General features: G+C 69.1%; 16 protein-coding genes and 1 riboswitch. Of the genes, 6 read left to right on the top strand and 10 right to left on the bottom strand.

The genetic code is table 11. The features are described 5' to 3' along the window. Window positions 1–35 precede the first annotated feature (35 nt). Complete coding sequence (locus NRY95_04430; GenBank protein ID UYC17221.1) at window positions 36–1,295, top strand: 6-phosphofructokinase; 1,260 nt, start codon at window positions 36–38, stop codon at window positions 1,293–1,295. 233 nt (window positions 1,296–1,528) lie between these two features. Here NRY95_04430 and NRY95_04425 read toward each other — a convergent pair whose 3' ends face one another. Beyond that, the gene (locus NRY95_04425; GenBank protein ID UYC17220.1) at window positions 1,529–2,857 is read right to left on the bottom strand and encodes a hypothetical protein; all 1,329 of its coding nucleotides are present in this window, start codon (window positions 2,855–2,857) and stop codon (window positions 1,529–1,531) included. Window positions 2,858–2,951: 94 nt separating this feature from the next. Here NRY95_04425 and NRY95_04420 point away from each other — a divergent pair, with 94 nt between their 5' ends. Further along, a complete protein-coding gene (locus NRY95_04420; protein ID UYC17219.1) occupies window positions 2,952–3,380 on the top strand; it encodes a DUF6434 domain-containing protein in 429 nt (142 codons plus the stop codon). Between the two features lie 88 nt (window positions 3,381–3,468). On the opposite strand, the gene NRY95_04415 is transcribed toward NRY95_04420, so the two are convergent. Continuing rightward, the gene (locus NRY95_04415; GenBank protein ID UYC17218.1) at window positions 3,469–4,008 is read right to left on the bottom strand and encodes a hypothetical protein; all 540 of its coding nucleotides are present in this window, start codon (window positions 4,006–4,008) and stop codon (window positions 3,469–3,471) included. Window positions 4,009–4,264: 256 nt separating this feature from the next. Between NRY95_04415 and NRY95_04410 the strand changes: the two genes are divergently transcribed. Continuing rightward, on the top strand, window positions 4,265–6,280 hold the full coding sequence (locus NRY95_04410) for a sodium-translocating pyrophosphatase (GenBank protein ID UYC17217.1): 2,016 nt from the start codon (window positions 4,265–4,267) through the stop codon (window positions 6,278–6,280). A gap of 53 nt (window positions 6,281–6,333) precedes the next feature. Here NRY95_04410 and NRY95_04405 read toward each other — a convergent pair whose 3' ends face one another. Further along, window positions 6,334–6,822, bottom strand: coding sequence for a hypothetical protein (locus tag NRY95_04405; GenBank protein ID UYC17216.1), 489 nt, complete (start codon window positions 6,820–6,822; stop codon window positions 6,334–6,336). A gap of 194 nt (window positions 6,823–7,016) precedes the next feature. On the opposite strand from NRY95_04405, the gene ppa reads away from it, so the two are divergent. Both ppa and NRY95_04395 read left to right on the top strand, forming a co-directional pair. After that, on the top strand, window positions 7,017–7,550 hold the full coding sequence (gene ppa, locus NRY95_04400; protein ID UYC17215.1) for an inorganic diphosphatase: 534 nt from the start codon (window positions 7,017–7,019) through the stop codon (window positions 7,548–7,550). A gap of 107 nt (window positions 7,551–7,657) precedes the next feature. After that, entirely contained in the window at window positions 7,658–8,821 is a 1,164-nt protein-coding gene (locus NRY95_04395; GenBank protein UYC17214.1) for a response regulator, read from the top strand. 579 nt (window positions 8,822–9,400) lie between these two features. Here NRY95_04395 and NRY95_04390 read toward each other — a convergent pair. The 6 genes from NRY95_04390 to NRY95_04365 form a co-directional block, all read right to left on the bottom strand. Next, window positions 9,401–12,253 carry a TonB-dependent receptor gene (locus NRY95_04390; GenBank protein UYC17213.1) on the bottom strand — a complete coding sequence of 951 codons (2,853 nt, stop codon included), beginning with the start codon at window positions 12,251–12,253 and terminating at the stop codon, window positions 9,401–9,403. A 49-nt stretch (window positions 12,254–12,302) separates the two neighbouring features. Then, window positions 12,303–13,199, bottom strand: coding sequence for a helix-turn-helix transcriptional regulator (locus tag NRY95_04385; GenBank protein ID UYC17212.1), 897 nt, complete (start codon window positions 13,197–13,199; stop codon window positions 12,303–12,305). Between the two features lie 121 nt (window positions 13,200–13,320). After that, on the bottom strand, window positions 13,321–15,663 hold the full coding sequence (locus NRY95_04380; protein UYC17211.1) for a winged helix-turn-helix domain-containing protein: 2,343 nt from the start codon (window positions 15,661–15,663) through the stop codon (window positions 13,321–13,323). Between the two features lie 256 nt (window positions 15,664–15,919). Then, complete coding sequence (locus tag NRY95_04375; GenBank protein UYC17210.1) at window positions 15,920–16,585, bottom strand: ion channel; 666 nt, start codon at window positions 16,583–16,585, stop codon at window positions 15,920–15,922. 65 nt (window positions 16,586–16,650) lie between these two features. Further along, window positions 16,651–18,561, bottom strand: a complete 1,911-nt coding sequence (thiC, locus tag NRY95_04370) for a phosphomethylpyrimidine synthase ThiC (GenBank protein ID UYC17209.1) — start codon at window positions 18,559–18,561, stop codon at window positions 16,651–16,653. Between the two features lie 110 nt (window positions 18,562–18,671). Next, a riboswitch (TPP riboswitch) is annotated at window positions 18,672–18,772 on the bottom strand. Between the two features lie 217 nt (window positions 18,773–18,989). After that, on the bottom strand, window positions 18,990–20,846 hold the full coding sequence (locus NRY95_04365; protein ID UYC17208.1) for a methyl-accepting chemotaxis protein: 1,857 nt from the start codon (window positions 20,844–20,846) through the stop codon (window positions 18,990–18,992). A gap of 483 nt (window positions 20,847–21,329) precedes the next feature. On the opposite strand from NRY95_04365, the gene NRY95_04360 reads away from it, so the two are divergent. Beyond that, on the top strand, window positions 21,330–22,895 hold the full coding sequence (locus tag NRY95_04360) for a BCCT family transporter (GenBank protein UYC17207.1): 1,566 nt from the start codon (window positions 21,330–21,332) through the stop codon (window positions 22,893–22,895). Between the two features lie 43 nt (window positions 22,896–22,938). On the opposite strand, the gene ggt is transcribed toward NRY95_04360, so the two are convergent. Continuing rightward, a complete protein-coding gene (ggt, locus tag NRY95_04355; protein ID UYC17206.1) occupies window positions 22,939–24,654 on the bottom strand; it encodes a gamma-glutamyltransferase in 1,716 nt (571 codons plus the stop codon). Window positions 24,655–24,761 lie beyond the last annotated feature (107 nt).

Raw genomic sequence — 24,761 nt, 5'->3', positions numbered from 1 at the left:
CGGCAATGTCCCCACCCCAGGAGCGAGCCCCGACCATGGCCCAAGGCACCCTGCTCTACGCCCAATCCGGCGGCGTCACCGCCGTCATCAACGCCAGCGCCGCCGCCGTGATCGGCGAGGCGCGCGCGCGCAAGGTCAAGGTCCTGGCCGCGCGCAACGGCATCCTTGGCGCGCTGCGCGAGGAGCTGATCGACACCTCCAAGGAGTCGGCCGCGGCGATCCGCGCGCTGGCGCACACCCCCGGCGGCGCGTTCGGCTCGTGCCGCTACAAGCTCAAGTCGCTGGAGGCCGACCGCGCCAAGTACGAGCGCCTGCTGCAGGTGTTGCAGGCGCACGACGTGCGCTACTTCCTCTACAACGGCGGCAACGACTCGGCCGACACGGCGTGGAAGGTGTCGCAGCTGGCCGATGCGTTCGGCTACCCGCTGCATTGCATCGGCGTGCCCAAGACCATCGACAACGACCTGGCGGTCACCGACACCTGCCCCGGCTTCGGTTCGGCCGCCAAGTACACCGCGGTGTCGGTGCGCGAGGCGGCGCTGGACGTGGCGGCGATGGCCGAGACCTCGACCAAGGTGTTTGTCTACGAGGCGATGGGCCGCCACGCCGGCTGGCTGGCCGCCGCGGCCGGGCTGGCCGCGCAGTCGCCGGACGACGCGCCGCAGATCATCCTGTTCCCCGAACGCGCCTACGACGAAGCCGCGTTCCTGGCGCAGGTGCGCAAGGTGGTGGACAAGGTCGGCTGGTGCGTAGTGGTGGCCAGCGAAGGCATCCAGACCGCCGACGGGCGCTTCGTCGCCGACGCCGGCGGCGGCACCGACGCGTTCGGCCACAGCCAGCTCGGCGGCGTGGCCTCGTACCTGGCCGGCAAGGTCAAGGCCGAACTCGGCTACAAGGTGCACTGGACCCTGCCCGACTACCTGCAGCGCTCGGCCCGCCACATCGCCTCCAGGACCGACTGGGAACAGGCGCAGGCCGCCGGCAAGGCGGCGGTGCAGTTCGCGCTGAAGGGCATGAACGCGGTGATGCCGGTGATCGTGCGCAGCAGCGATACGCCGTACCGCTGGAAGATCGAAGCCGCACCGCTGAGCAGGATCGCCAACCACGAAAAGAAGATGCCGCCGGCGTTCCTGCGCAAGGACGGCTTCGGCATCACCGAGAAAGCGCGCCGCTACCTGCAACCGCTGATCCGCGGCGAAGCCTATCCGCCCTACGACCGCAGCGACGGCCTGCCGAAGTACGTGGCGCTGAAGAACGTGGCGGTGAAGAAGAAGTTGCCGGCCTGGGAGGGGTGACCCTCACGGCGCGCGCCGGCCATGGCGGCGCATCGGCGGGAGCGGATGCGCGCGCGCTGCGCGGCGGGATCGCGCCGCCTGCAGGATCACGAAGGCGCCGAGGAGCGCCGGAAAGAACGCAGTGGCATCAGGTCTCCAACCTGCTGCCAAGTGCGGCTGCGCAGCGCAGCCTCGCGACTGCCCAGGACCTGGCGACGCGATTGGGCCAGGCTGTGCCGATCGCGTTGCAGGCCTTAGCGCGCGTCGCGTTCCTGCACGGCATAGCGAACCGGCAGCGACGGCAGCATCAACGCGGGAGCTGCGGTTCCCGGCGCGACCAGCACCTGGTCCAGCGCGATCGCCTCGTCGCCCTCGCGCGCGACGAAGGCCTGGACCAGGCGGGTGCCGGCCGTCGGCAACAGCGCCTGCGGGATCGGACTCGGCGTGCGACCCATGCCCACCAGCCATTGCGGACGCCCGGCGACGAGCGTCGTGCGCGGGTGCACGACCTGCAGATCGACCGAACCCGCTAGCAGGCCCACCGTCAGCGGCTTGCCGTGCCGCATCAGGACCACGGAGCGGCCGTGTGTCTTGGGTTCGGCGATGGCGTACAGGTCGGCGTCGGGCCGATTCATCGGAATCGGCGACAGGCCCGCCTGGTCGATCGTCAGCGGATCGATGCCCGTGGCCCGCTTGAGGCGCTGCGCCATCATCTCGACCTTTGCGCCCTCTGCGGCGATCGGCCGTTCGGCGGCATGGTGTTCGCCGGCATAGATCAGGATCTTGCTGGCGGGAGCCTGCTCGAGCGCACGCCGGATGAGGTTGTCGGCCTGGTCCTGCTCCCGCTGCGCCTGGGCCTGGCCGGGATCGGCGGCGTAGTCCGTCCGCGTGGTTTCGTACGACACCAGACGGTAGCCCAGCGCGAGCGACTGGCGCAGGAAATCGGCGAAGACCGGATCGTGCAGGTAGTAGCCGCTCGTCTGCCGTGGGTAGCCGTCCTTCGAGAGCGCCGCCATCTTGTCGCGCGAGACCGCATCGTCGGCATCGCGCTTCAACGCCTCCGCCGCCAGCACGGTGTAGCCGAGCGGGCGCAAGGCGCGCGCGACCTCCAGCCCGAACGCGCGGCCGCGTGGATCGAGATGGTTCTCGTCGAGGATCACGATGCTGGTACGGCGCGCGCGGCGCACGATCTCCGCAAGCGCGGCAACGCCGTGCGCGGCGCGCAGGTCGGCGAGCTGTTCCTCGGGCACGTGGAAATCCGCTGCCTTCGCCGGATTGAACGTCGGCATGCCGGTCATGCACGACATCACCTGCGCCCATTGGTCGAACACGTCCGCATCCTGGATATCGCCCGCCGAGGCGACGCCGAGATGCGCCAGCAGGCCGAACGAGGCATCCAGATAGCGGCCATGCATGGCGTCCTGGACGGACTGGTCGTTGGCGGCCTGGACGCGCGCCGCCGCATCCGGCGCGGGCGCATCCGGCACGACGGGCAAGGCAGTGGCGGAAGGCATCGCCGCCGTACTCGCAGCCGTCGCCGCCATCAGCCACAACAAGCCGCCGACAATCGATTGATACCGCATGGATGCTCGGACCTTTTGGCGCGTGCAGTACTATTGCCAGGAGCGCGACGAAAGACAAGACCGCGACCGGCGCACACGATCGGCAAGGAACGAGATGAGCTTCGACTGGCACAACGGCCCGATCACTCACGCGACGCCGGTCGACAGGACCTATCGGAATACGCAGGCAGTACGCCGCTTCCTCAGCGGCACATGCGGCGCCGAGTTCAAGTTCGATCGCGGCTTCATGGCGTGGATCAAGGACGGTGTGCCCAAGAGCATGGGCGAGGTTGCCGACGAATGGTGGCGGCGGCGGCGACAAGGGCCGGAAGCGGCGCGCCAGGCCGGCACCGGCTCGAATGCGCCCACGCGCCGAACTGCACACCTGAAACAACGGCAGTGCGCATCGGCGGCGGGGCGCGACAGTCCGAGACAGCCGCCAGCGGCGCTGGACGCGATGAAGCTTGCGAGCATGCGCATCGCACCAGGCCAGGACGCGCCGCACCCGCCGACGTCCATGCATGGCAGCGGCGGCGGCGCTTAAGCAGGCACGCAGCGGGCGACGTCCCGCAAATCTCGCCGGAACCAATTGGGGATGCCGCGCGCGGCGAACTGCCGCTCCGCGCCCCGGCTCAGCGGCAGGCCTTGCCTTCCAGCGTCATCTGCGCGGCGAACTGCGGTACCTGCGCGATCGCGCCGGCCGCCGCCTGCTTCTTCGCCTCTTCCAGGTAGATCCGCGACTGGCCCTGGCCGTCGAGCTCCGCCTTGGTCGCCACCGGCTTGCGCCACACCCGCACCACCGCCTGCTGCGACGGACAGGCCGCGCTGGGCACGCGGATCACGTCGTTGAACTTCCAGCCGGTGGCCTCGCTGGGCTTGGCCTGGTCGAACTCCACCAGCTTGGCGCGCGGCTGGCAGGTGGGGCTGCTGCGCACCGCGGAAAACCTGTAGGGCTGCGCCGCATCGCCTGTATAGACGCCTTCGAAGCGCACGCAGGCCTCGGGGATCTGCCGGATCGTGTGCACCACGCCCACCGCCTGAGGCGCGCCGGGCTGGCGCTGCAGTTCCGGGACCGGATCGGCGGCCAGCGCCGCCAGCGGCGCGCAGGCACACAGGCCCAGGGCCAGGGTCGAAGCGAGGGCGCGCAGCCGCGCCGGGATCGTCGATTGCATGGGCTTGCTCCTTGAAAGCGATGCGCAACGCTGCCACGCGCCGACTGAACGCCGCGCCAAGACGCCCCAGGCGCATGCTGCTGGCGATGGACAGGACCCGGGCGCATACTCGGGCCGTTCAGGCTAGGTCGCACATTGCGATACGCACCACCGGCGCGTTGCGGCCGCGGAGCCGTTGCATGCCTCAGGCTCCTTCGGTGTGATCCCGCTGTACGTCCCCACCGCTTGGGCGACATCCACATCCTTGGGAGGGGTCATGCTGGAACGATATGCGGTCACCGTGGCACTGGCGTGCGCGGTCTTGGCAATACTCTATGGCGTGGTGTCCACGCGCTGGATCCTGGCGCAGCCCGCCGGCAACGAACGCATGCGGCAGATCGCCGATGCGATCCAGGAAGGCGCGCGCGCCTACCTCAACCGCCAATACCAGACCATCGCCATCGCCGGCGTGGCGCTGTTGCTGCTGGTCGGGTTCTTCCTGAGCTGGTACACCGCCGGCGGCTTCGCGATCGGCGCGGTGCTGTCCGGCGCGGCCGGCTACATCGGCATGAACCTGTCGGTGCGCGCCAACGTGCGCACCGCCGAGGCGGCGCGGCGCGGGCTGGGGCCGGCGATGGACGTGGCGTTCCGCGGCGGCGCGATCACCGGCATGCTGGTGGTCGGGCTGGGCCTGATCGGCGTGGCCGGCTACTACGGCGTGCTGCAATGGCTGGGACGCAGCGTCGAGGAAAGCCTGCACGCGCTGGTCGGCCTGGCCTTCGGCAGTTCGCTGATTTCGATCTTCGCGCGCCTGGGCGGCGGCATCTTCACCAAGGGCGCCGACGTCGGCGCGGACCTGGTCGGCAAGGTCGAGGCCGGCATTCCCGAGGACGATCCGCGCAACCCGGCGGTGATCGCCGACAACGTCGGCGACTGCGCCGGCATGGCCGCGGACCTGTTCGAGACCTACGCGGTCACCGTCATCGCCACCATGCTGCTCGGCGGGCTGATGGCGGCCGAGGCCGGGCGCAACGCGGTGCAGTATCCGCTGGTGCTCGGCGGGGTGTCGATCGTGGCCTCGATCGTCGGCACCTTCTTCGTGCGCGTGCGACCCGGCGGCTCGATCATGGGCGCGCTGTACAAGGGCGTGATCGTGTCCGCGCTGCTCGCCGCGGCGGCGTTCTGGCCGGTGACCCAGCAGCTGATGGGCGACACCGCCGCCGGCGCGACCAAGCTCTACGGCTGCGCGCTGATCGGCCTGGTGCTGACCGGCCTGATCGTGTGGATCACCGAGTACTACACCGGCACCCAGTACAAACCGGTGCAGCACGTGGCGCAGGCCTCGACCACCGGCCACGGCACCAACATCATCGCCGGGCTCGGCATCTCGATGAAATCGACCGCGTTGCCGGTGATCGCGGTGTGCGCGGCGATCTGGGGCGCGTTCGCGCTGTCGGGCCTGTACGGCATCGCCATCGCCGCCACCGCGATGCTGTCGATGGCCGGCATGATCGTCGCGTTGGACGCCTACGGGCCGATCACCGACAACGCCGGCGGCATCGCCGAGATGGCCGAGCTGCCGCCGGAGGTGCGCGCGGTGACCGACCCGCTGGACGCGGTCGGCAACACCACCAAGGCGGTGACCAAGGGCTATGCGATCGGTTCGGCCGCGCTGGCCGCGCTGGTGCTGTTCGCCGACTACACGCACAACCTGCGCGCCGCGCATCCGGGCGAAACCTTCGCCTTCGACCTGTCCGACCACACGGTGATCATCGGCCTGCTGCTCGGCGGCCTGATCCCCTATCTGTTCGGGGCGATGGCGATGGAGGCGGTGGGCCGTGCCGCCGGCGCCGTGGTCGAGGAGGTGCGCCGCCAGTTCCGCGAGATCCCCGGGATCATGCAGGGCACCGGCAAGCCGCAGTACGACCGCGCGGTGGACATGCTGACCCGCTCGGCGATCCGCGAAATGATCGTGCCGTCGCTGCTGCCGGTGGCGGTACCGGTGGTGGTCGGGCTGCTGCTCGGCCCGCGCGCGCTCGGCGGCCTGCTGATCGGCACCATCGTCACCGGGCTGTTCGTGGCGATCTCGATGACCACCGGCGGCGGCGCCTGGGACAACGCCAAGAAGTACATCGAGGACGGCCACTTCGGCGGCAAGGGCAGCGAGGCGCACAAGGCCGCGGTCACCGGCGACACGGTCGGCGATCCGTACAAGGACACCGCCGGCCCGGCGATCAATCCGCTGATCAAGATCATCAACATCGTCGCGCTGCTGATGGTGCCGCTGCTGTAGCCACGCGAGACCGGTACCGGCGCCGGCACTGCCCGGCGCCGGGCCGCAGCGGCCTAGAGGCAATCGATCAGGCCGTCGTTGACGCTGCGCTGGCTGTGCGGCAGCGGCGCGAACAGCGGATGCTCCCCTGCCAGGGCCTGGTACAGCGCCACCAGCCGGGTCTGCGGCAGCAACGGCGTGGGGCACTGCCACAGCTTCGCATCCACCTGCACCTGGCCGGTGGCCGGGTCGATGCTGGCCTCGCTGGCGCCGAAGGTCCATACGCACTGGCCGATCGCTCCATCGCGCTGGCGCACCGAGCAGCGGTAGCGCAGCGGCTGGTAGTCGCTGTAGTCGCCTTCGCAGAAGGTGTCGCCGCAGCTCTGGTCGAAGTCCTCGGCGAGCCGCCGCTCCAGGTCGTCGAACGCCTCCCAACCCGCGCCGGCGGTGGGATAGTCGACCGCATCCACGTAGACCTGCTGCTGCGCCTGCGCCTGGGGCGCACCGCAGACCAGCAGCACGACCGCCAGCAGCGGGCCCATCGAACACCGGATTCCTTTCATCGCCTTGCTCCTTGAGGGGACTGTGGACACAGCGTCGCCTCGCAAGCGGCCGCGGACTATCGGAAGCCTCCCCATGCGGCCAGGTATGGAGTCCGAAAACCTTGTAGGAATCGGCTTGGCGGTTCGCGCTGCATTGCAACAGCCAACCGATTAGAATGCAGACCTCTTTGAAGCCACTCCACTGGAGCTAGCGCATGGGTCTGGAACTGGTCACCTCCGGCAAGAACCTGCCGGACGAAATCAACGTCGTCATCGAAATCCCCAAGGATTCGGAGCCGGTCAAGTACGAAGTGGACAAGGCCAGCGGCGCGATCTTCGTCGACCGCATCCTGTCCACGCCGATGCGCTATCCCTGCAACTACGGCTACGTGCCCAACACCCTGTGCGGCGACGGCGACCCGGCCGACGTGCTGGTGGTGCTGCCGCTGCCGCTGGTGCCCGGCTGCGTGGTGCGTTGCCGCCCGGTTGGCGTGCTCAAGATGAGCGACGAGGCCGGCAGCGACGAAAAGATCCTGGCGGTGCCGGTGGCCAAGGTGTTCGAGGGCTACGGCCACATCGAGGACATCGCCCAGGTCTCGGGCCACTGGATGGAGCGCATCGGCCACTTCTTCGAGCACTACAAGGACCTGGAGAAGGGCAAGTGGGTCAAGCTGGACGGCTGGGGCAACGCCGCCGAGGCCAAGCAGATCCTGCTGGATGCGGTCGAGCGTTACAAAGCCAGCGTCTGACGCACCGACGCCGCGGCGGGGGGGACGCCCGCCACGGCTGACTCGCTTCACGTTTTACGAATGCGGACGCTGCCGTGTTCCGGGGTTTAGAGTACATTGCTGAACGAATGTCCGGGCCGGTCGAGCGTGAACCGGCCCCTCTTGGGGGTAGTGTCTTGCGTATCCTGTTCGTCGGCGACGAGGCGAGCCTGCCGGCCGAAGTCACCGAATACATCCGCGAATTGGGCGAGGACTGGCAGGTCCAGACCGTGACCGACGGCAATGCCGCCATCGCCGCCGCTGCGACCGTGCAGCTGGATGCGGTGATCGCTGCGCCGGCGCTGCCGGACCTGACCACGGCCACCCTGCTCGGCCAGATCCGCACGCTGAGTCCGGAAACCATCCGCATCGCACTGATCGACGCCCAACAGAGCAACCGCGCGCCGCCGGCGCGCATCATCGGCGTGGCGCACCGCTTCCTGCCGCTGCCGCTGTCGCCGGAAATGCTGCTCGAGGCGGTCACCAGCATCGAGGAACTGCAGGAGCTGCTCGGCGATCCGCGGCTGCGCGCCAGCATCGGCCGCATCGAGAAACTGCCCTCGCCGCCGCACCTGTACCTGAGCCTGATGCATGCGCTGGAACAGGACGACGGCAGCAACGCCGCCGATCTGGCCAAGCTGGTGTCGGCCGATCCGGCGATCGCGGCCAAGGTGCTGCAGCTGTGCAACTCGGCCTACTTTTCCAACGGCCGCACGATTTCCGACCTGCGCACCGCGGTGACGCGGCTGGGCATCGCCACCTTGCGCGACCTGGTCCTGGCCAGCGAAGTGTTCTCGGTGCAGGCGCTGTCCAATGCCGAACGCAACGCGTTGCAGCAGCGCTCGCTGCTGGCGTCGAAGCTGGCGTCGAAGATGCTGCCGTCCTCCAGCGCCGAACTGGGCGCGACCGCGGCGCTGCTGGCCGACATCGGCCTGCTGTTGCCGGGCATCCGCAACGAGCGCGAGCCGCTCGCCGAGGGCGACGACGAACGTCCCGGCCATGCCGAAGCGGGCGCCTATCTGCTCGGCCTGTGGGGCCTGCCGATGCCGATCATCGAGGCGGTGGCGTTCCACCGCCAGCCGCAGCGGTCCAGCACCCGCAGCTTCTGGGTCACCGGCGCGGTACACGTGGCGATGGCGCTGGCCAGCGGCTCGGAGATCGACGAGGAGTACCTGGCCAAGACCGGCACGCTGAGCAAGCTGCCGGCCTGGCGCGAACAGGCGGAAAACCTGATGGGGCTGACCTCGGAGTAGTCGCGGCAGCGCTGCCCTCGCGGCGCAGCGAATTCCCAGGCATCTGGTTTCCTTGGCCACGGGCAAACGCCCATCGCGGTCGCCTCGAAAGCATGGGCAGCGCCCTGCGTGCTGCCGCCGATGTCGCCTTGCCGGCGATCCCGGCAAGGCGCGCCATCGGCCATCCGCGAAAGCGCCCCAGGCAGCCGCGGCTCGGCCCCGTGTCCCGGCCACGCGGCTTGCGAGGCCACCCGCCATCGCAATCGTCGCCGCGATGATTGGCACAGCGCCTGCCGCCTTTTGTGGGAGCGACTTCAGTCGCGACCGCTTTATCGGTAAAGCCCGTCGCGACTGAAGGGCACCTCGAATAACCCCAAAAAACTCGACTAAAACGCTCGCAAGTCATTGATGCGCATAGTGCGAAATTTTTAGAATCGAGGTTATTAGAGGTGCCCTGAAGTCGCTCCCACAAAAAGAGCCATCGTCTCGGGCTCCTCGCTCACCGCTCAAGCTCTCGCCGCAGCAACGTTCGGCGGGAGCCACGGACAAAAAAAGACGGGCCTTGCGGCCCGTCTTTCTTCTTGCGCAGACGCCGATGGATCAGAAGCGCTGGGTGTACTTCATGTACATGTAGCGACCGATGTCGAAGCCGCCGTAATAGGCGAAGCTGCTGTCCGGTGCCGAGTACATCAGCGGACCGCGGTGGTCGAACACGTTGTTCGCGCCGATGGCGATCGTGGCATCCCACGGCGCCTTCCAGTTGACCTGCAGGTCGTGGAAGGTGTTGGAGCCGGTATGACGCAGCGGATCGGACTCACCGTTGGCGAAATGGTCCGGAGCGTCGCAGTAGCCCTGTGCCAGGGTGATGCAGCTTTCCTTCATGCCCGAGTAGTAGCGCAGGGTGTAGTTCACACCGAAGTCGCCCATCGACCAGTTCACGCCCAGGTTGGAGCGCACGCGGAAGATGCCCGGCTCGCCGACGCGGCCGATCATGATGTTGTCGCCGGCACTGTTCTGGCCCGCTTCGTCGTACTTGCTGACGTAGCTGCTCTGCCAGTCGATCAGGATGTTGCCGATGCCCATTTCCGGCAGACGGTACTTCACGCCCAGGTCGTAGCCTTCGGTTTCCATCTGGCCGAGGTTGGCCACGCCGTAGGTCATGGCCGAGATGTGGCCGTCGGCCGCACGCGTCACGCCCACGCAACGCGAGGCGTCGCCCAGCACGTAGCAGTCGCGCAGGATGCGGTCGACGCTGTCGGCGATGATCATGTCCTTGATCTCGTAGCGGTACCAATCCAGCGAGATGTCCAGGCCCTGCACCCAGCGCGGGCTCCACACCAGACCGGCGGTCTTGCTGGTGGAGGTTTCCGGCTTCAGGTTGGCGTTGGCGCCGCTGATGAACTCGTCGGGAGTCTGGCACGGATAGGTCGTGCACGGCACGTAGCCCTGGCCCAACTGGGTGTAGCCCACCGGCACGCCGGCTCCGCTGCACGCCGCATTGCCGTTGACGCTGTTCGGAGCGCCCACGCCGCACGGATCCACATACGACTCGAAGCTGCTGCTCAGGCCGCCGTACAGATCATGGATGGTCGGCGCACGGAAACCTTCGGCGTAGGTACCACGCACCAGCAACTCGTCGATCGGCTTCCAGGTGAAACCGAACTTGGAATTGATCGTGTCGCCGAAGTTGCTGTAGTCCGAATACCGGCTGGCGGCGTTGACGGTCAGTTCCTTGGCGAACGCCATGTCGCTGAGGATCGGCACGTTCAACTCGAGATAGAACTCGTCGAGCTTGTAGTTGCCGGCAGTGGTCTTGGACCCCAGGCCGGTGCTCTCGCCCGACTGCGCGAATGCGTCCGGGGCGAAGCGGCCTTCTTCCTTGCGGTGCTCGTAACCCACCGCGATGCCCAGGTCGCCCGCGGGCAAGGTCGCCAGCGTGCCGCTCAGGTTCGCCGTGTAGCTGGTGGTCTTGGTCAGACCGGTATCGGTGAAGTCGGGGAACAGGAAGCTCTGCAGATCGGGATCCGACAGCGAACCCTGGCCAGACACGCCGTACGGCAGCAGCGGGTTCCACGGACGGCACGCGCTCAGCGGCACCGGGTTGGCGGCGGTGCCGCACTGGGCGACGCCGTTGGCATTGATGAAGGACGAGCCCAGCGCCTGACGCGAGGCGATCAGGCTCATGTCGCCATGACCGGTCTTGGTGCTCTCGTTGCGGTTCCACAGCGCGCCGACGTCCCAATCCCAGGTCTTGCCGGCGAATTCGAAGTAGCCGCTGACGGTCGGCGCGAAGCGCGTGGTCTTCAGCTTGCTCTCGGTGGTACGCGGCACTTCCCACAGGCGGCGACGGAAATCGACGTCCTGCCCGATCGGGTTGAACGCGCTGTCGCCCGCCAGCGGCGTGTCGAAGGACACGGACTGGTACGGATAGCCGGCGATCTGCTGATCGGTGGTGCGCTCGTTGTAGAGCACGTCGGCATTGAACACGATCGCATCGGTCAGGTCGTAGTTGGCGTTGGCGAACACCGACTTACGCTCGATGCCGGTCTGCGTCATCATCTGCTGGTTCGAGTTGGAATACTCGGACGGAGTCAGCGTGTGGTAGTCGGCCGGATTGTTCGGGTTGCCGCCCTGGTTCAGGGTCTGCCACACCGCCGTGTCCCGGTCGGTGCAATCGACCGAGAGCGGATTGCACCAGGAGCCGTTCTGGCTGATCGGGCTCCAGCTGTTCGGGGTCGAGTTCGGACCACGGCTGCCGTCGCGGCTGTACCAGCGGTTCTTGGCGAACACGGGATCCTGCTTGGAATACTCTGCCGACAGGGTCACGCCACCGCGCTCGCCCTGCGAACCGATGGTGAGCGAGTACTGCGAGGTGCCGCCGTCGCCCTGGCCGAACTGGCCGTACTCGACCGAGGCCTCGGCGCCGTCGAAGCGCTTGCGGGTGATGACGTTGACGACGCCGGCGATGGCGTCGGAGCCGTAGATCGACGAGGCGCCGTCCTTCAGCACTTCGATGCGCTCGATCGCCGACATCGGGATCTGGCTGAGATCCTGCAGGCCCGAGGTGGTCGCACCGAGCCGCTTGCCGTTGATCAGCACCAGGGTGCGCTCGGCGCCGAGGTTACGCAGATCGACGTAGTAGCCGCCGACGTCTTCGCCCGAGGCCAGGGCATCGGCGCGCGAAATGGCCGGAGAGCCAGCCGAGGTCAGGTTCTGCAGTACGTCGGCCACCGAGGTGTAGCCCTGACGCTCCAGCGCCTGACGATCCAGGGTCACGATCGGCTGCTGGGTTTCCATGTCGGCACTGCGAATGCGCGAGCCGGTGATCTCGATGCGATCCAGGTTGGTGGTCGCGGGGGCGGACTCTTGCGCGCCGGCCAGGGCCGGCGTCAACGCGATCGCGATGCTGGCGGGCAACAGGCCCAGCCGCACTGCGGAAGTGCGAAGGTTCATTCATCTCTCCAGGGGTAACGTTAGGGGCGTGTTAAGCGCCCTGGGCACGTTACGTTCCGGTGAGCACCGGCGCTTTGCTGCGGCCGTTCGCAGACTTTGCCGACTCTGGCGGCACGGTCGCCGCCTGCCGATATTGCGAAGCGGAGACGCCGAAGCGCGCACGGAAGGCGCGGGCGAAGCTGCAGCAATTGTCGAAGCCGCTGGCCGCGGCGACCTCGCCGATCATCATCGTGGTGTCGCGCAGCAGATCCGCGGCACGCTCCAGGCGCAGCCGCGCCGACAGCGCCTGCGGGCTTTCCTCGTAAAGGCACTGGAAGGTCTTGGACAGATACCAGCTGGAGAAGTTGGTCAGCTCGGCCAGTTCGCTGATCCGCACCACGCGGTCGCGGTGTCCTTCCAGATACAGATGCGCGCGCTGCATGCGCCCGAACACCTGGCGCTTGCGCACCCGCGAGCGCCCCGGGCAACGCTGCACGCGGTGCGACAGCTCGCCCTGCATCGAGGCCAGGTGCAGCAGCACCGGACGCATCGCCAGCACGTCGCCCGGCCGCGCCGCCGCCTGCCGCCACAGGCGCAATGCGATGCGCGCCTCGCGCGGCGGCAATGCGCCGCGGCCGGCGTACAGCGTGGCATCGGCCATGCGCCCCAGCGCCTTCAATGCGTCGGCATCCAGGCTCAGGCCGATGCACAGCCCGTCGCGATCGGCCTGCACCAGCGGCCGCGAATCGCGTTCGAAGGCCAGCCACTGGCCGCGCTGCAGTTCGAAGCGGCCTTCCTTGGCTTCGATCCAGGCGCTACCGCGCAGTTGGATCCAGACCGTGAATGCGGCGGCCGAAGCTTGCAGGCAGCCCAGCCGTGCCGCGCCCAGGCAGGCCGAGCCGACCGGCACGTCCTCGTTGTCCAGCATCCGTTGTTGCCCACGATCGGCCAGGAAGACTTGTCGCATCCGACGCACCCGCTTTGCTTGAACCGGCGCGCAGTCTTGCCGGATGTGGCGGCAAGGTCAGGACGATGTGGCGATGTTCGTCCGAAATCGGCACGAAGCCGTCACGAACAACTTACGAAACTCACTTTCCCTTGTGCAGCAACCACTTGGAAGTGATCACCGAGAACCAGCCGGTACTGTCGGGCATGCGCATGAAGCCGATGTCGCTGCCATCCTCCACCGCCAGCGAGGCATACACGTCGCCACTGCGCCGATCGATGCTGAAGCCGTTGACCGAACTGAGCCGGTCGCGGTCCAGGCACACGCTGTCGCCGAGCCCGCTGCCGAGCCGCGCAAGCCGGCTGGCGCACTCGCCGGTCGGGAACAGGTAGCGCACCTCGCCGGCGGCACCGAGCGCCCAGGTGCGGTAGCGCCACAGCGACGGCACCGCCTGGTCGACCGCCGCCACGCTGGCCGGGTCCAAGCTGGCGTCGGCGCGCCACAGGCCGCTGTGCGCCAGGCGGGTGAACAGCACGCGTCCGCTGTCCGGGTCCACGCGCAGTTGCGAGACATCGTCCAGCGACGCCAACCGCCGCCACGGCAGGCTGCGCCGGTCGTACAGCTGCAGGCGGGTGCGGCCGTGCTCGCCGAGCAGCACCAGCAGCTGCGCCGGATCGGCGGTGTACGCCGCCTGCAGCGGTTCGCCCGACGGCACCGGCAAGGGCACGACGCTGCCCGACTGCGGCCGCACTTCGTAGATCACCGAGCGCCCCTGCGCATCGCGGCCGCTGACCAGCAGCGACTGGCTGTCGGCCGACCAGGCCGGCGGCTGCCGGGTTTCCGGGCGCAGGCCCTCGACCTGGCGCAGCGACTGCGGCCGGGTCACATCGCCCCACCACAACGCATAGCTGCCGGACCGGTCGGAGCTGAAGACCAGCTGGCGCCCGTCCGGCGCGATCACCGGTTGGCTGTCGCGTCCGGTGGAGGCGAACAGGCGCTGGCTGTCGCGCTTGCCGTGACGGTCGGCGGCGGCGATGCGATACAGCGCGAACTGCGGGCGCCGGTGCACGAAGGCGAGCCGCTCGCCGTCGCGCGACAGGGTCGGCGACTGCGCATCGCCCAGGTCCAGGTCGCGCAGGCGCTGCGAGGCGGTATCCAGCCGGTACAGGCGGGTCTCGCTGTCGACCCGGCGCCCGAACACCAGGCCGCGCCCGTCCTGGGTCCAGTCCCAGCCGCGGATCTCGGCGAACTCACGGGTCAGCGGCTCGGCGCGGCCGCCGGCGGCCGGCATCCGCCACAGGCCGCCCATCTGCGGGTTGCGCACGAACGCGATCCACTGCCCGTCGGGCGAATAGCGCGGCGCATAGTCGAAGTCGCCCGCGGCGACCGTGTAGGACAGCGCGCGCCAGTGCCCGCTGGCCAGGTCGAGCACGCGGATGCCGCGGCTGGGCTGGCGTCCGGTCATGCTGCCGAACAGCAGCCCGCGCCCGTCCGGCGTCCAGTCGAAACTGAGCAATTCGGTGCCATCGCAGCGCGTGGCCTCGCGCGCGGCGCCACGCCCATCCGCGGCCACCACCATCACCTGGCAGCGCCCGTCCGGCCCGAGCCGGGCGAAGGCGATGCGGCGGCCATCCGGCGACCAGGCCGGCAGGCGGTCGGAATCGCCCTTGTCCGGCACGCCGAGTGAACGCGGCGACGCGCTGCCGGCGGCACGCCCGGTCGCCTGCACCAGCAGCTGCGTGCCCGCGCGGCCCTCGATCCCCGCGGCATACGCCACCTGCGCGCCATCCGGCGACAAGGCCGGCTCCAGTTCGAAGCCCGGCATCGTGGTGATCAGCCGGTACGGCCGCTCCGGGCTGCCGACCACCCGCTCCTGCTCGCTGCCGAGCGTGTCCTGGTCGCCGCGCGGCAGCCACCAGACCAGCACCGCCAGCAGCATCAGGCCGGCGCCCACGGCGGCGGCCAGCACCGCCTGCAAACGGCGCGACTGCGGCGCCGGCACAACGGCCGCCGCCGGCGGCGGCGGCGCGGCGGCGGCGATCGCCGGTGCAGCGACGGCGGCATCGGCGTGCATGTGCTCGCTCACCACCGCAGCGAACGGCGCAGCGGCATCGGTCTGCACCTCGGCCAGCGCCTGTACCGGCGCCACCAGGCGATAACCGGTTTTGGCCAGGGTCTCGATGTAGGCCGGCGCATCGCCCTTCGCACCGGCGGCGAAGGCCTTGCGCAATTGGGTGATGGCCTGGGTCACCACGTCGTTGGTCGGCTGCGTGTCCGGCCAGACCTGGGCCAGCAAGGTCTCGCGCTCCACCACCTGCCCCGGCTGCGCCAGCAGCACGCGCAGCACGCCCATCGCCTTGGGCGTGAGCCGCTGCGGCCGCCGCGCACGCGGCGCGTGCACTTCGCGCAACGACAGCAGCACCAGGCAATCGCCGACCTGCAACCGTTCCGGAAGCAGCGGGGTGGCAGGAGATGGCGAGGACATGCGCGACTAAGGCAACGACGATCTGCGTTTGGGTGGGAGCCACGTCACGGCGCAAATGGCACCGTGTGGCGTCAACGGGCAGATTCGGCAAACCAATGCGACGAATGCAGCCAGGCGTGGCGACGCCGACAAATTCTACCCTAGTCGTTGCCGCCGCCGACCGCGGCGAAGCACTACAGGCTCTCTCTCCGCCGACGAAACTCACATAAACGTTGCAAGATTACGCGCCACCTGGCGCGTTTTTTTTAGCCGCAGTTCAGGCTTTGGATTTGCGTGTGACGCTGAGGCCAATCAGCCGCGACACCACCAGGGCGATGTACATCACCCCGGCGAACTGCTCGAGCATCACCAGCGAACGCGCCAGCGGCAACACCGGCAGCACGTCGCTGAGGCCGACCCCGGACAGCACGCTGAAACTCAGGTACAGCAGCTCCATCCAGGTGCGCGGCGATTGCGTCATCTGCGCGGCGGTGAAGCTGCCCGGCAGCCATTGCTGGCACACCGAGAACGCGAAGGCGAACGCCCATGCCAGCAAGGTGAAGGTCGCGCCGGCCGCATACAGCTCGTCGCGGGTGACCTCGTGGTCCTGCAGCATGTAGGCGATCAGGCTGGCCGCGGTATAGAAATACAGCAGGCTTTCCAGCAATTGCGCGAACGCGCCGAGCGCGGGGCTGTGGCGCAGCGCCGCGGCGATCGACAGGACTACCGACGGCAGCGCCAGGCACCATGCGATCCACAGCAGCGACGGACTGCGGTTGACCACCCACAGCGCCAGGCCCAGCACCACGATGCCGAACGCACCGAACAACGCGCGCCCGGCCGCGGTGTCCTCCATCAGCGGATACAGCAACACGCCCAGCAACTGCACGCCCAGCAGCAACGCGGACGGGTGGCGGCGCAGGACGAGCGCGTAGCGGAGCATGCGGAATTCCGGAGGTGGCGTGCGCGCATCATAGACAAGCGCCCGCCACGGCGGCGTGGGGCCGGCTAGCCCTGCCGGTAGACCTCGGCGCCGGCGTCCAGGAACTGCGCCGACTTCTCGGCCATGCCGGCCTGCAGCGCGTCGCTCTCGCCGACGCCGTGCTCGGCGGCGTAGTCGCGCACGTCCTGGGTGCCCTGCGCGGACTCGCCGCGCAGGTCTTGGGATATGCTCATGGAACAGAAGTGCGGGCCGCACATCGAACAGAAGTGCGCCAGCTTGTGCGCGTCCTTGGGCAGCGTCTCGTCGTGGAAGTCCTTGGCCTTCTCCGGATCCAGGCCGAGATGGAACTGGTCGTCCCAGCGGAACTCGAAGCGCGCCTTGGACAGCGCGTTGTCGCGCACCTGCGCACCCGGGTGGCCCTTGGCCAGGTCGGCCGCATGCGCGGCGATCTTGTAGGCCATGATGCCGTCGCGCACGTCCTGCCGGTTGGGCAGGCCCAGATGCTCCTTGGGCGTCACGTAGCACAGCATCGCGGTGCCGAACCAGCCGATCATCGCCGCGCCGATCGCCGAGGTGATGTGATCGTAGCCGGGCGCGATGTCGGTGGTCAGCGGCCCCAGCGTGTAGAACGGCGCCTCGCCGCATTCGCGCAGCTGCTTGTCCATGTTCTCCTTGATCAGTTGCATCGGCACGTGGCCGGGACCTTCGATCATGGTCTGCACGTCGTGTTTCCACGCGACCTTGGTCAGCTCGCCCAGCGTTTCCAGCTCGCCGAACTGCGCCGCGTCGTTGGCATCGGCGATGCAGCCGGGCCGCAGCCCGTCGCCCAGCGAGAAGGCCACATCGTAGGCCTTCATGATTTCGCAGATGTCCTCGAAGTGGGTGTAGAGGAAGTTCTCGCGGTGGTGCGCCAGGCACCACTTGGCCAGGATCGAGCCGCCGCGCGAGACGATGCCGGTGACCCGCCTGGCGGTCAGCGGCACGTAGCGCAGCAGCACCCCGGCGTGGATGGTGAAGTAGTCCACTCCCTGCTCGGCCTGCTCGATCAGCGTGTCGCGGAAGATCTCCCAGGTCAGTTCCTCGGCGCGGCCATCGACCTTTTCCAGCGCCTGGTAGATCGGCACCGTGCCGATCGGCACCGGCGAATTGCGGACGATCCACTCGCGGGTCTCGTGGATGTGCTTGCCAGTGGACAGGTCCATCACCGTGTCGCCGCCCCAGCGGATCGACCACACCAGCTTTTCCACTTCCTCGGCGATGCCCGAGCTGAGCGCGCTGTTGCCGATGTTGGCGTTGACCTTGGTCAGGAAATTGCGGCCGATGATCATCGGCTCGCTTTCCGGATGGTTGATGTTGTTGGGCAGGATGGCGCGGCCGCGGGCGATCTCCTCGCGCACGAACTCGGGGGTGATGACGTGCTGGATGCTGGCGCCGAACGCCTCGCCGGGATGCTGCTGGCGCAGCAGCGCATCGCGCACCGCCTCCAGCCGCTGGTTCTCGCGGATCGCGACGAACTCCATCTCCGGAGTGACGATGCCGCGGCGCGCGTAGTGCATCTGGGTGACGTTGGCGCCGGCCAGCGCGCGCCGCGGCAGGTGCCGGGCCGGGAAGCGCACCGCGTCCAGCCGCGCGTTGTGCTCGCGGCCGCGGCCGAACTCGGAGCTGAGCTGTTCCAGCGCGGCCGTGTCGCCGCGCTCTTCGATCCAGCGCGCGCGCAGCGGCGCCAGGCCGGCGCGCAGGTCGATCGTCGCGTGCGGATCGGTATACGGCCCGGAGGTGTCGTACACGGTGACCGGCGGATTGTCTTCGCCGCCGAACAGGGTCGGGGTGCGGGTCAGCTGGATCTCGCGCATCGGCACGCGCAGGTCGGGACGCGAGCCTGGCACGAAGATCTTGCGCGAACCGGGGATCGGCCAGGTCACCGACTCGGACAGGGTATCGGCCTGCTGCAGCAACGGGCTGGGTACGGCATTCATCGGCATTCGTCCTGGTTCTGGAAGCCCACAACGGGTGCAGGCGGTTGCGAGCGAACTCGCAGCACGGACGAAGCGGCGGCGCGGGCACGGCCCGGCGCGAAGGGCGCACGGACCGGGCTTGCGAAGCTTCCCTACGCCGGTATCAACCGGATCAGGTTCGAAGGGACTGTCTCAACCGCGGCCTGCGCCGGCGGTACCCCCGCTTCTGCGCCCATTAGACCCGTTTCCGCGGCCGCAGCCAACCACGCGCAGCTGAATCGGCGCACAACCGGGGCCACTTCTTGTCAGCGCCGCCACGCGCGCAGGCCATTGCGGCAAACCCCGGCGAAATACCGCGCCTAGCCTTGTTCCCACAAGAACGACGTCTCTCTCTCCCTGCCGCCGGCTCACCCCGGTGGCGTTTTTTTGTGCGGCGTTCGCCGCGGCGCTCATTCCAGCACGTAGGCCACGCGCAGCCCGCCCCAGTGGCGGCCGCGCACATGCACCGGCACCGACAGGTCGAACAGGATCTGCCCGGTATCGCGCCGATACACCTGCAGCAGATAGGGCTGGGTATGGCGGCCGACGCTGCGCCCGACCCGATCGGTGAACATGCGCTTGGTGCGGTTGCCGACCAGGTCGCGGGCGCGGTCGCCGCTCAGCGGCTGGCTGAAGCGCAGGTTGTGGGTCGGCACGTAGCCGTCCGGATTGGCGCAGATCGCGAACACGATCCACGGATGCGCGGCCAGCAGCGGTTCCTGCAGCGGCGGCAGCAGTTCGTCGCACAACGCGTCGAAGGCGGTGCGGTACTTGGGCGGATCGACGCCCGCGATCGGCGTGTAGTCGGTGGAGAACAGCGCGTCCTCGCCGATGCGGCCGCGTGCGACCGCATTGGCCAGCGCCTGCCCGATCCTGCCGGCGGTGGCCGTGGCCAGTTCGCGGATGCGCGCGTGCCGCGGCTGCTGCATCGGGTCGGCCGGCAAGCGGAACAGGCCCACGCAGTCGTGCAGCGTGGTGCTGCCCGCGGCCAGCGCCGCGCTGCGCTCGACCACGCGCGCGACATGCTCCAGGTTGCTGCGGCTGAGCCCGACCACGTGCTCGACCGCGCGATCGATACCGCCGATCTCCTCGCCCTGCGCGGCGACGCGGGTGGCCACGGTCTCCATCGCCGCGCTGGCGCGGCCGAGCAGTTGGCCGATGCCGCCGAGCACCTGCTCGGTACGCTGTGCCGAGGCGGCGCTGTCGTGCAGGGCGCTGCCGGTCTCGCCGATGATGCTGCGCACGTCGCGCGCGGCCGCGGCGGCGCGTTCGGCCAGGCGCCGGATCTCGCTGGCGACCACGGCGAAGCCGCGCCCGGCGGCGCCGGCATGCACCGCCTCGATGCTGGCGTTGATCGACAGGATGTTGGTCTGGAAGGCGACCGCGTCGATCACCTCGATGACCTCGGTGGCGCGCGCCGAGCGCCGCTCCACCTCGCGCATCGCCTGGCCCAGCGCGCGCGCCGCCTCCACGCCCTGGCGCGCGCTGTCGTCGGCGCTGGCCGCCACCGCGATCACCGTGCGCAGCTCCTGGTCCATCTCGTGCAGGCCCTGCAGCAGCCGCCGGGTGGTCGCCACCACCGTCTGCAGCGCGTCCATCTGGGTCTGCGATTGCTGCGCCAGTTCCTCGTTCTCGGCGACCACCTGCGGCACGTCGGCGGCGATCTGCAGCGACAGCGCCACCGCCTGGCGGATCGCCTCGGCCAGGTTGCCGAAGCCGGCCGACAGGCGCCGCCCGGCCATCGCCTCGGTCTCCTGCGCGGACAGCGGCGTGCTCAGGCCCAGGTCCAGGTCGCACCCGGTCAGGCGCTCGCCGACCCGGTCCAGCAAGGCCTGCGCCTGCGCACCGGCCTGCAGCCGCTGCGCCAGCGCTTGCAGCGCCGGGCTGATGGCGCCTTGCGCCTGCCCGTTACCGAGCAGGGCGACATCGCGCAGCAGCGCGGCGGTTTCCGGATGCGGCAGCGACAGCAGCCAGCCCTCGCCATGGCGATCGCGATCGCGCTGGTAGCGCACGCGCCGCGCGGGATCGTCCGGCGATGCCTGCCAGCTGCCCTCGACGCCGGCCAGCGCCGCCAGCGGCAGGCCCCACACCGCCTCGCTGGGCTCGCCGAGCAAGGCCTCCGCTTGCACCCCCAGCAGATCCAGCGCGGCACGGTTGACGGCGCGGACCCGGCCTTGCGGATCCAGCCGCAGCAGCGCCACCGGCGCGTCCGGCAAGGCCGCGGCGGGTCCAGCGTCGGCATCCGGATTGCGTGTGAACAACGACATGGCCTTCCCCTGCAGGACTCCTTCCGCCATGGTATCGGCCGCCACCGTGCAACCTGAGCGAACACGCGCACAACCGGGACCGGCGTCATGCCCGCTGCCTGGCGGATTCAGGTGCGGGCCACCTGGCCATCCATGCCACCGGGGCCGGCCACCGCCTCCGCGGCGACCGCCACGTGCGAGGAAGGTGGACGCTGCCGTAGACACTGCCTCGCAATGCAGCGGCGCGGGCCGCAAGGGCCAATGGCATGGCCTGCGCTGGCGCATCGCGAGGCATGCACGCCGCACGCACCGGAACGCGCCATAACGGCGCCGTGACGATCCGCTCGCTATCCTCGCCCGCTTCGTTCGCGCGTTGCCCCGCGCTGCCGCCGCAGCGCGTGCAGACCGGCAACCGCTGCGTGCCGCTCGCCTGCGCATGCCGCAGGGCCGGCGCGCTCCCTCTCGATTCCCTGATCGGAGACGCTCCTTACCATGGTGTTCCGTATGTCCATCGCGCTGGTGGCCTTGCTGGTGCTGATCGCGGGCGTCGCGCCCGGCCCGTTCGACCACGTGGTGCAGGCGGCGCTGGCTGAGGTCGTCCGCGGCGCCGGCTGGATGTACCTGCTGGTGGTGTTCCTGACCCTGGCCTTCATGCTGTATCTGGCCTTCGGCCGCTTCGGCCATCTGCGCATCGGCGGCGAGGATGCCGAGCCGGACTTCTCCCGCGCCAGCTGGCTGTCGATGCTGTTCGCCGCCGGCATGGGCATCGGCCTGGTGTTCTGGGGTGCGGCCGAGCCGATCTCGCACTTCCTCAAGCCGCCGGAAGGCCTGCCGCCCGAAAGCATGGACGCCGCGCGCGCGTCGATGCGCTACGCGTTCTTCCACTGGGGCCTGCATCCGTGGGCGATCTATGCGCTGATCGGCCTGGCGATGGCCTGGTTCCAGTACAACCGCAACGGCCGCGGGCTGGTCAGCGACATGCTGCAGCCGGTGATCGGCCGCCATCATCGCGGCTGGATCGGGCAGGCGGTGAACATCGCCGCGGTGGTGGCCACCGCGATCGGCGTGGCCACCACGCTGGGCTTCGGCACCATCCAGATCGCCGCCGGCCTGCAGCGCGTGTTCGGCGTGCAGGCGAGCGTTCCGGTGCAGATGGCCATCATCGCGGTGGCGTTCGTGCTGTACATGGCCTCCACCGCCAGCGGCGTGGAACGCGGCATCAAGTGGCTGTCCAACTTCAACCTGGCGCTGGCCGCGCTGCTGCTGGCCGCGGTGCTGGTGCTGGGCCCGACCGGCTTCATCTTCGACACCTTCACTACCACGCTGGGCGCCTATCTCAACCAACTGGTGACGATGAGCCTGCGCATGTCGCCGTTCTCCGGCAGCAAGTGGGTGGCGGAGTGGACCATTTTCTACTGGGCATGGTGGATCGCCTGGGCGCCGTTCGTCGGCGCGTTCATCGCCCGCGTGTCGCGCGGACGCAGCATCCGCGAGTTCGTGGTGGGCGTGGTGCTGGCTCCCACTCTGCTCGGCTTCGTATGGTTCTCGGTGTTCGGCGGCACCGCGCTGTGGTCGCAGCTGTTCGGCCACGTCGACATGCTGCAGGCGCTGGGCAACGGCTACGAAACGGTGCTGTTCACCCTGTTCGACAGCCTGCCGGGTTCGCTGCTGCTGTCGAGCCTGGCCTTGCTGTTGCTGATGATCTTCTTCGTCAGCTCGGCCGACTCGGCGGTGCTGGTGCTGGCCAGCATGTCCACCGACGAGGCCGGCGATCCGCCGCTGGCGCGCAAGCTGGTCTGGGGCGTGGCGGTGGCGCTGATCGCGGCGGTGCTGTTGCTGGCCGGCGGCCTGGACGCGCTGCAGGGCATGATCACCATCGCCGCCCTGCCGTTCGCGCTGCTGATGGTGCTGGTGATCGTCTCGCTGTACCGGGTGCTCGACGCCGAGCACACCCGCGAACGCCGCCGCGCGCAACGCGCCCGGCACATGATCGAGGCGTGGATCGCGCGCGAGCAGGCGGCGCAGCAGCAGGCGCGCGGCGCGGCGGAACGCGCGCCAGCGCAGGAGTGAGCGCGCAGGCGGCAGCGCCGGCGCGCGCAGCGGAGGCGCCGGCTCAGTAGCCGGCGGCCTGCCCGTCCTTGCGGCTTTCCGAGGCGCCGTAGTACACGCCGCTGGCCGGGTCGCGCGCGATCGCCTGGTAGCCGCCATACGGGCCGTCGGCGAAGATCACGCGGTGGCCCTTGCGCATCAGCGCGCGGATCGCATCGTAGGAAAACCCGGTTTCCAGATTCAGCTCGCCGCCGTCGCGCATCGCCGTGGCCTGCCCGGTCGGTTCGGTCGACCCTTCGTGCTGGATCCGCGGCGCGTCGCCGGCTTCCTGCAGGTTCATGTGGAAATCGACCAGGTTCATCACGATCTGCACATGCCCTTGCGGCTGCATCGCCCCGCCCATCACGCCGAAGCTGAGCCACGGCTTGCCGTCCCTGGTCACGAACGCCGGGATGATGGTCTGGAACGGGCGCTTGCCCGGCGCGTAGCCGTTGGGATGGTCCTTGTTCAGCACGAACATCTCGCCGCGGTCCTGCAGGATGAAGCCCAGGCCCGGTGGCGCCATGCCGCTGCCCATGCCGCGGTAGTTGGACTGGATCAGCGACACCATCATGCCGTCGGCGTCGGCCACGGTCAGGTAGATGGTGTCGCCTTCCTCCAACTGTTTCGGCGTGCCTGGCTGCACTTCCTTCAGCGCCTTGTCCATCGAGATCAGCGCACGGCGTTGCGCGGCGTAGTCCTTGGAGATCAGCTTGGCCAGCGGCGCCGGCTGGAACGCCGGGTCGGCATAGAAGCGCGCGCGGTCGGCGAAGGCCAGCTTCTTGGCCTCGGTGAACAGGTGGATGTGCTCGGCCGAGCCGAACGGGATCTTCGAGAAGTCGTAGCCCTCCAGGATGTTGAGCATCTGCAGCGCGGCGATGCCCTGGCTGTTGGGCGGCAGTTCCCACACGTCGTAGCCGCGGTAGTTGCTGCTGACCGGCTCGACCCATTCGCCGTGGTGGCTGGCCAGGTCGTCGTAGCTGAGAAACCCGCCGTTGGCCTTGAAATAGGCATCGATGGTGCGCGCGATCGGCCCCTTGTAGAACGCGTCGCGGCCGCCGTCGGCGATCTGCTGCAGCGTATTGGCCAGGTTCGGGTTCTTCCACAGCTCGCCCTTGCGCGGCGCATGGCCGTCGATGGTGAACTGTTCCTTGAAGCCGGGATACTGCGACAGCCGCGGCACCGAGCGGTCCCAGTAGTAGGCGATGGTCTCGGCCACCGGATGGCCCTCGCGCGCGTAGCGGATCGCCGGCGCCAGGTTCTGCGCCATCGTGGTGCGCCCGAAGCGCTCGTGCAGCGCGAACCAGCCGTCCACCGCACCCGGCACCGACACCGGCAGCGGCCCGGTCGGTGGAATGTCCTTCAAGCCGCGGCGCTGGAACTCGGCCAGGGTGAGCGACTTGGGCGAACGGCCCGAACCGTTGTAGCCGTAGAGCTTGTGCGTCTTCGGATCCCATACGATCGCGAACAGGTCGCCACCGACGCCGTTGCCGGTCGGCTCCATCAGTCCGAGCGCGGCGTTGGCGGCGATCGCCGCGTCCACCGCCGAACCGCCCGCCTTCATCGTGTCCAGCGCGATCTGCGTGGCCAGCGGTTGCGAGGTGGCGGCCATCGCGTGCGGCGCGATCACTTCCGAACGCGTGGCGAACGCTTGGCCGGTGACGCGGTCGGCCGCAGCGGCCAGCGGCGGCAAGCCCAGCGCGAGCGCCAGGCATGCCACGGAAAAGGTCGAAACGGACATGCGCATTCCCCACGACGGATACCGCTCCACCCTACCCGAGCGGGGCCGCGCGCGCAGCTGCGGCTGCGCCAGCGCGCTGTAGCGCCCGTGTCGGCGCTACAGCCACG

Source organism: Xanthomonas campestris pv. phormiicola (assembly GCA_025666215.1).
Lineage (GTDB): Bacteria > Pseudomonadota > Gammaproteobacteria > Xanthomonadales > Xanthomonadaceae > Xanthomonas_A > Xanthomonas_A campestris_A.
This window is presented reverse-complemented; position numbering and strand designations above follow the sequence as displayed.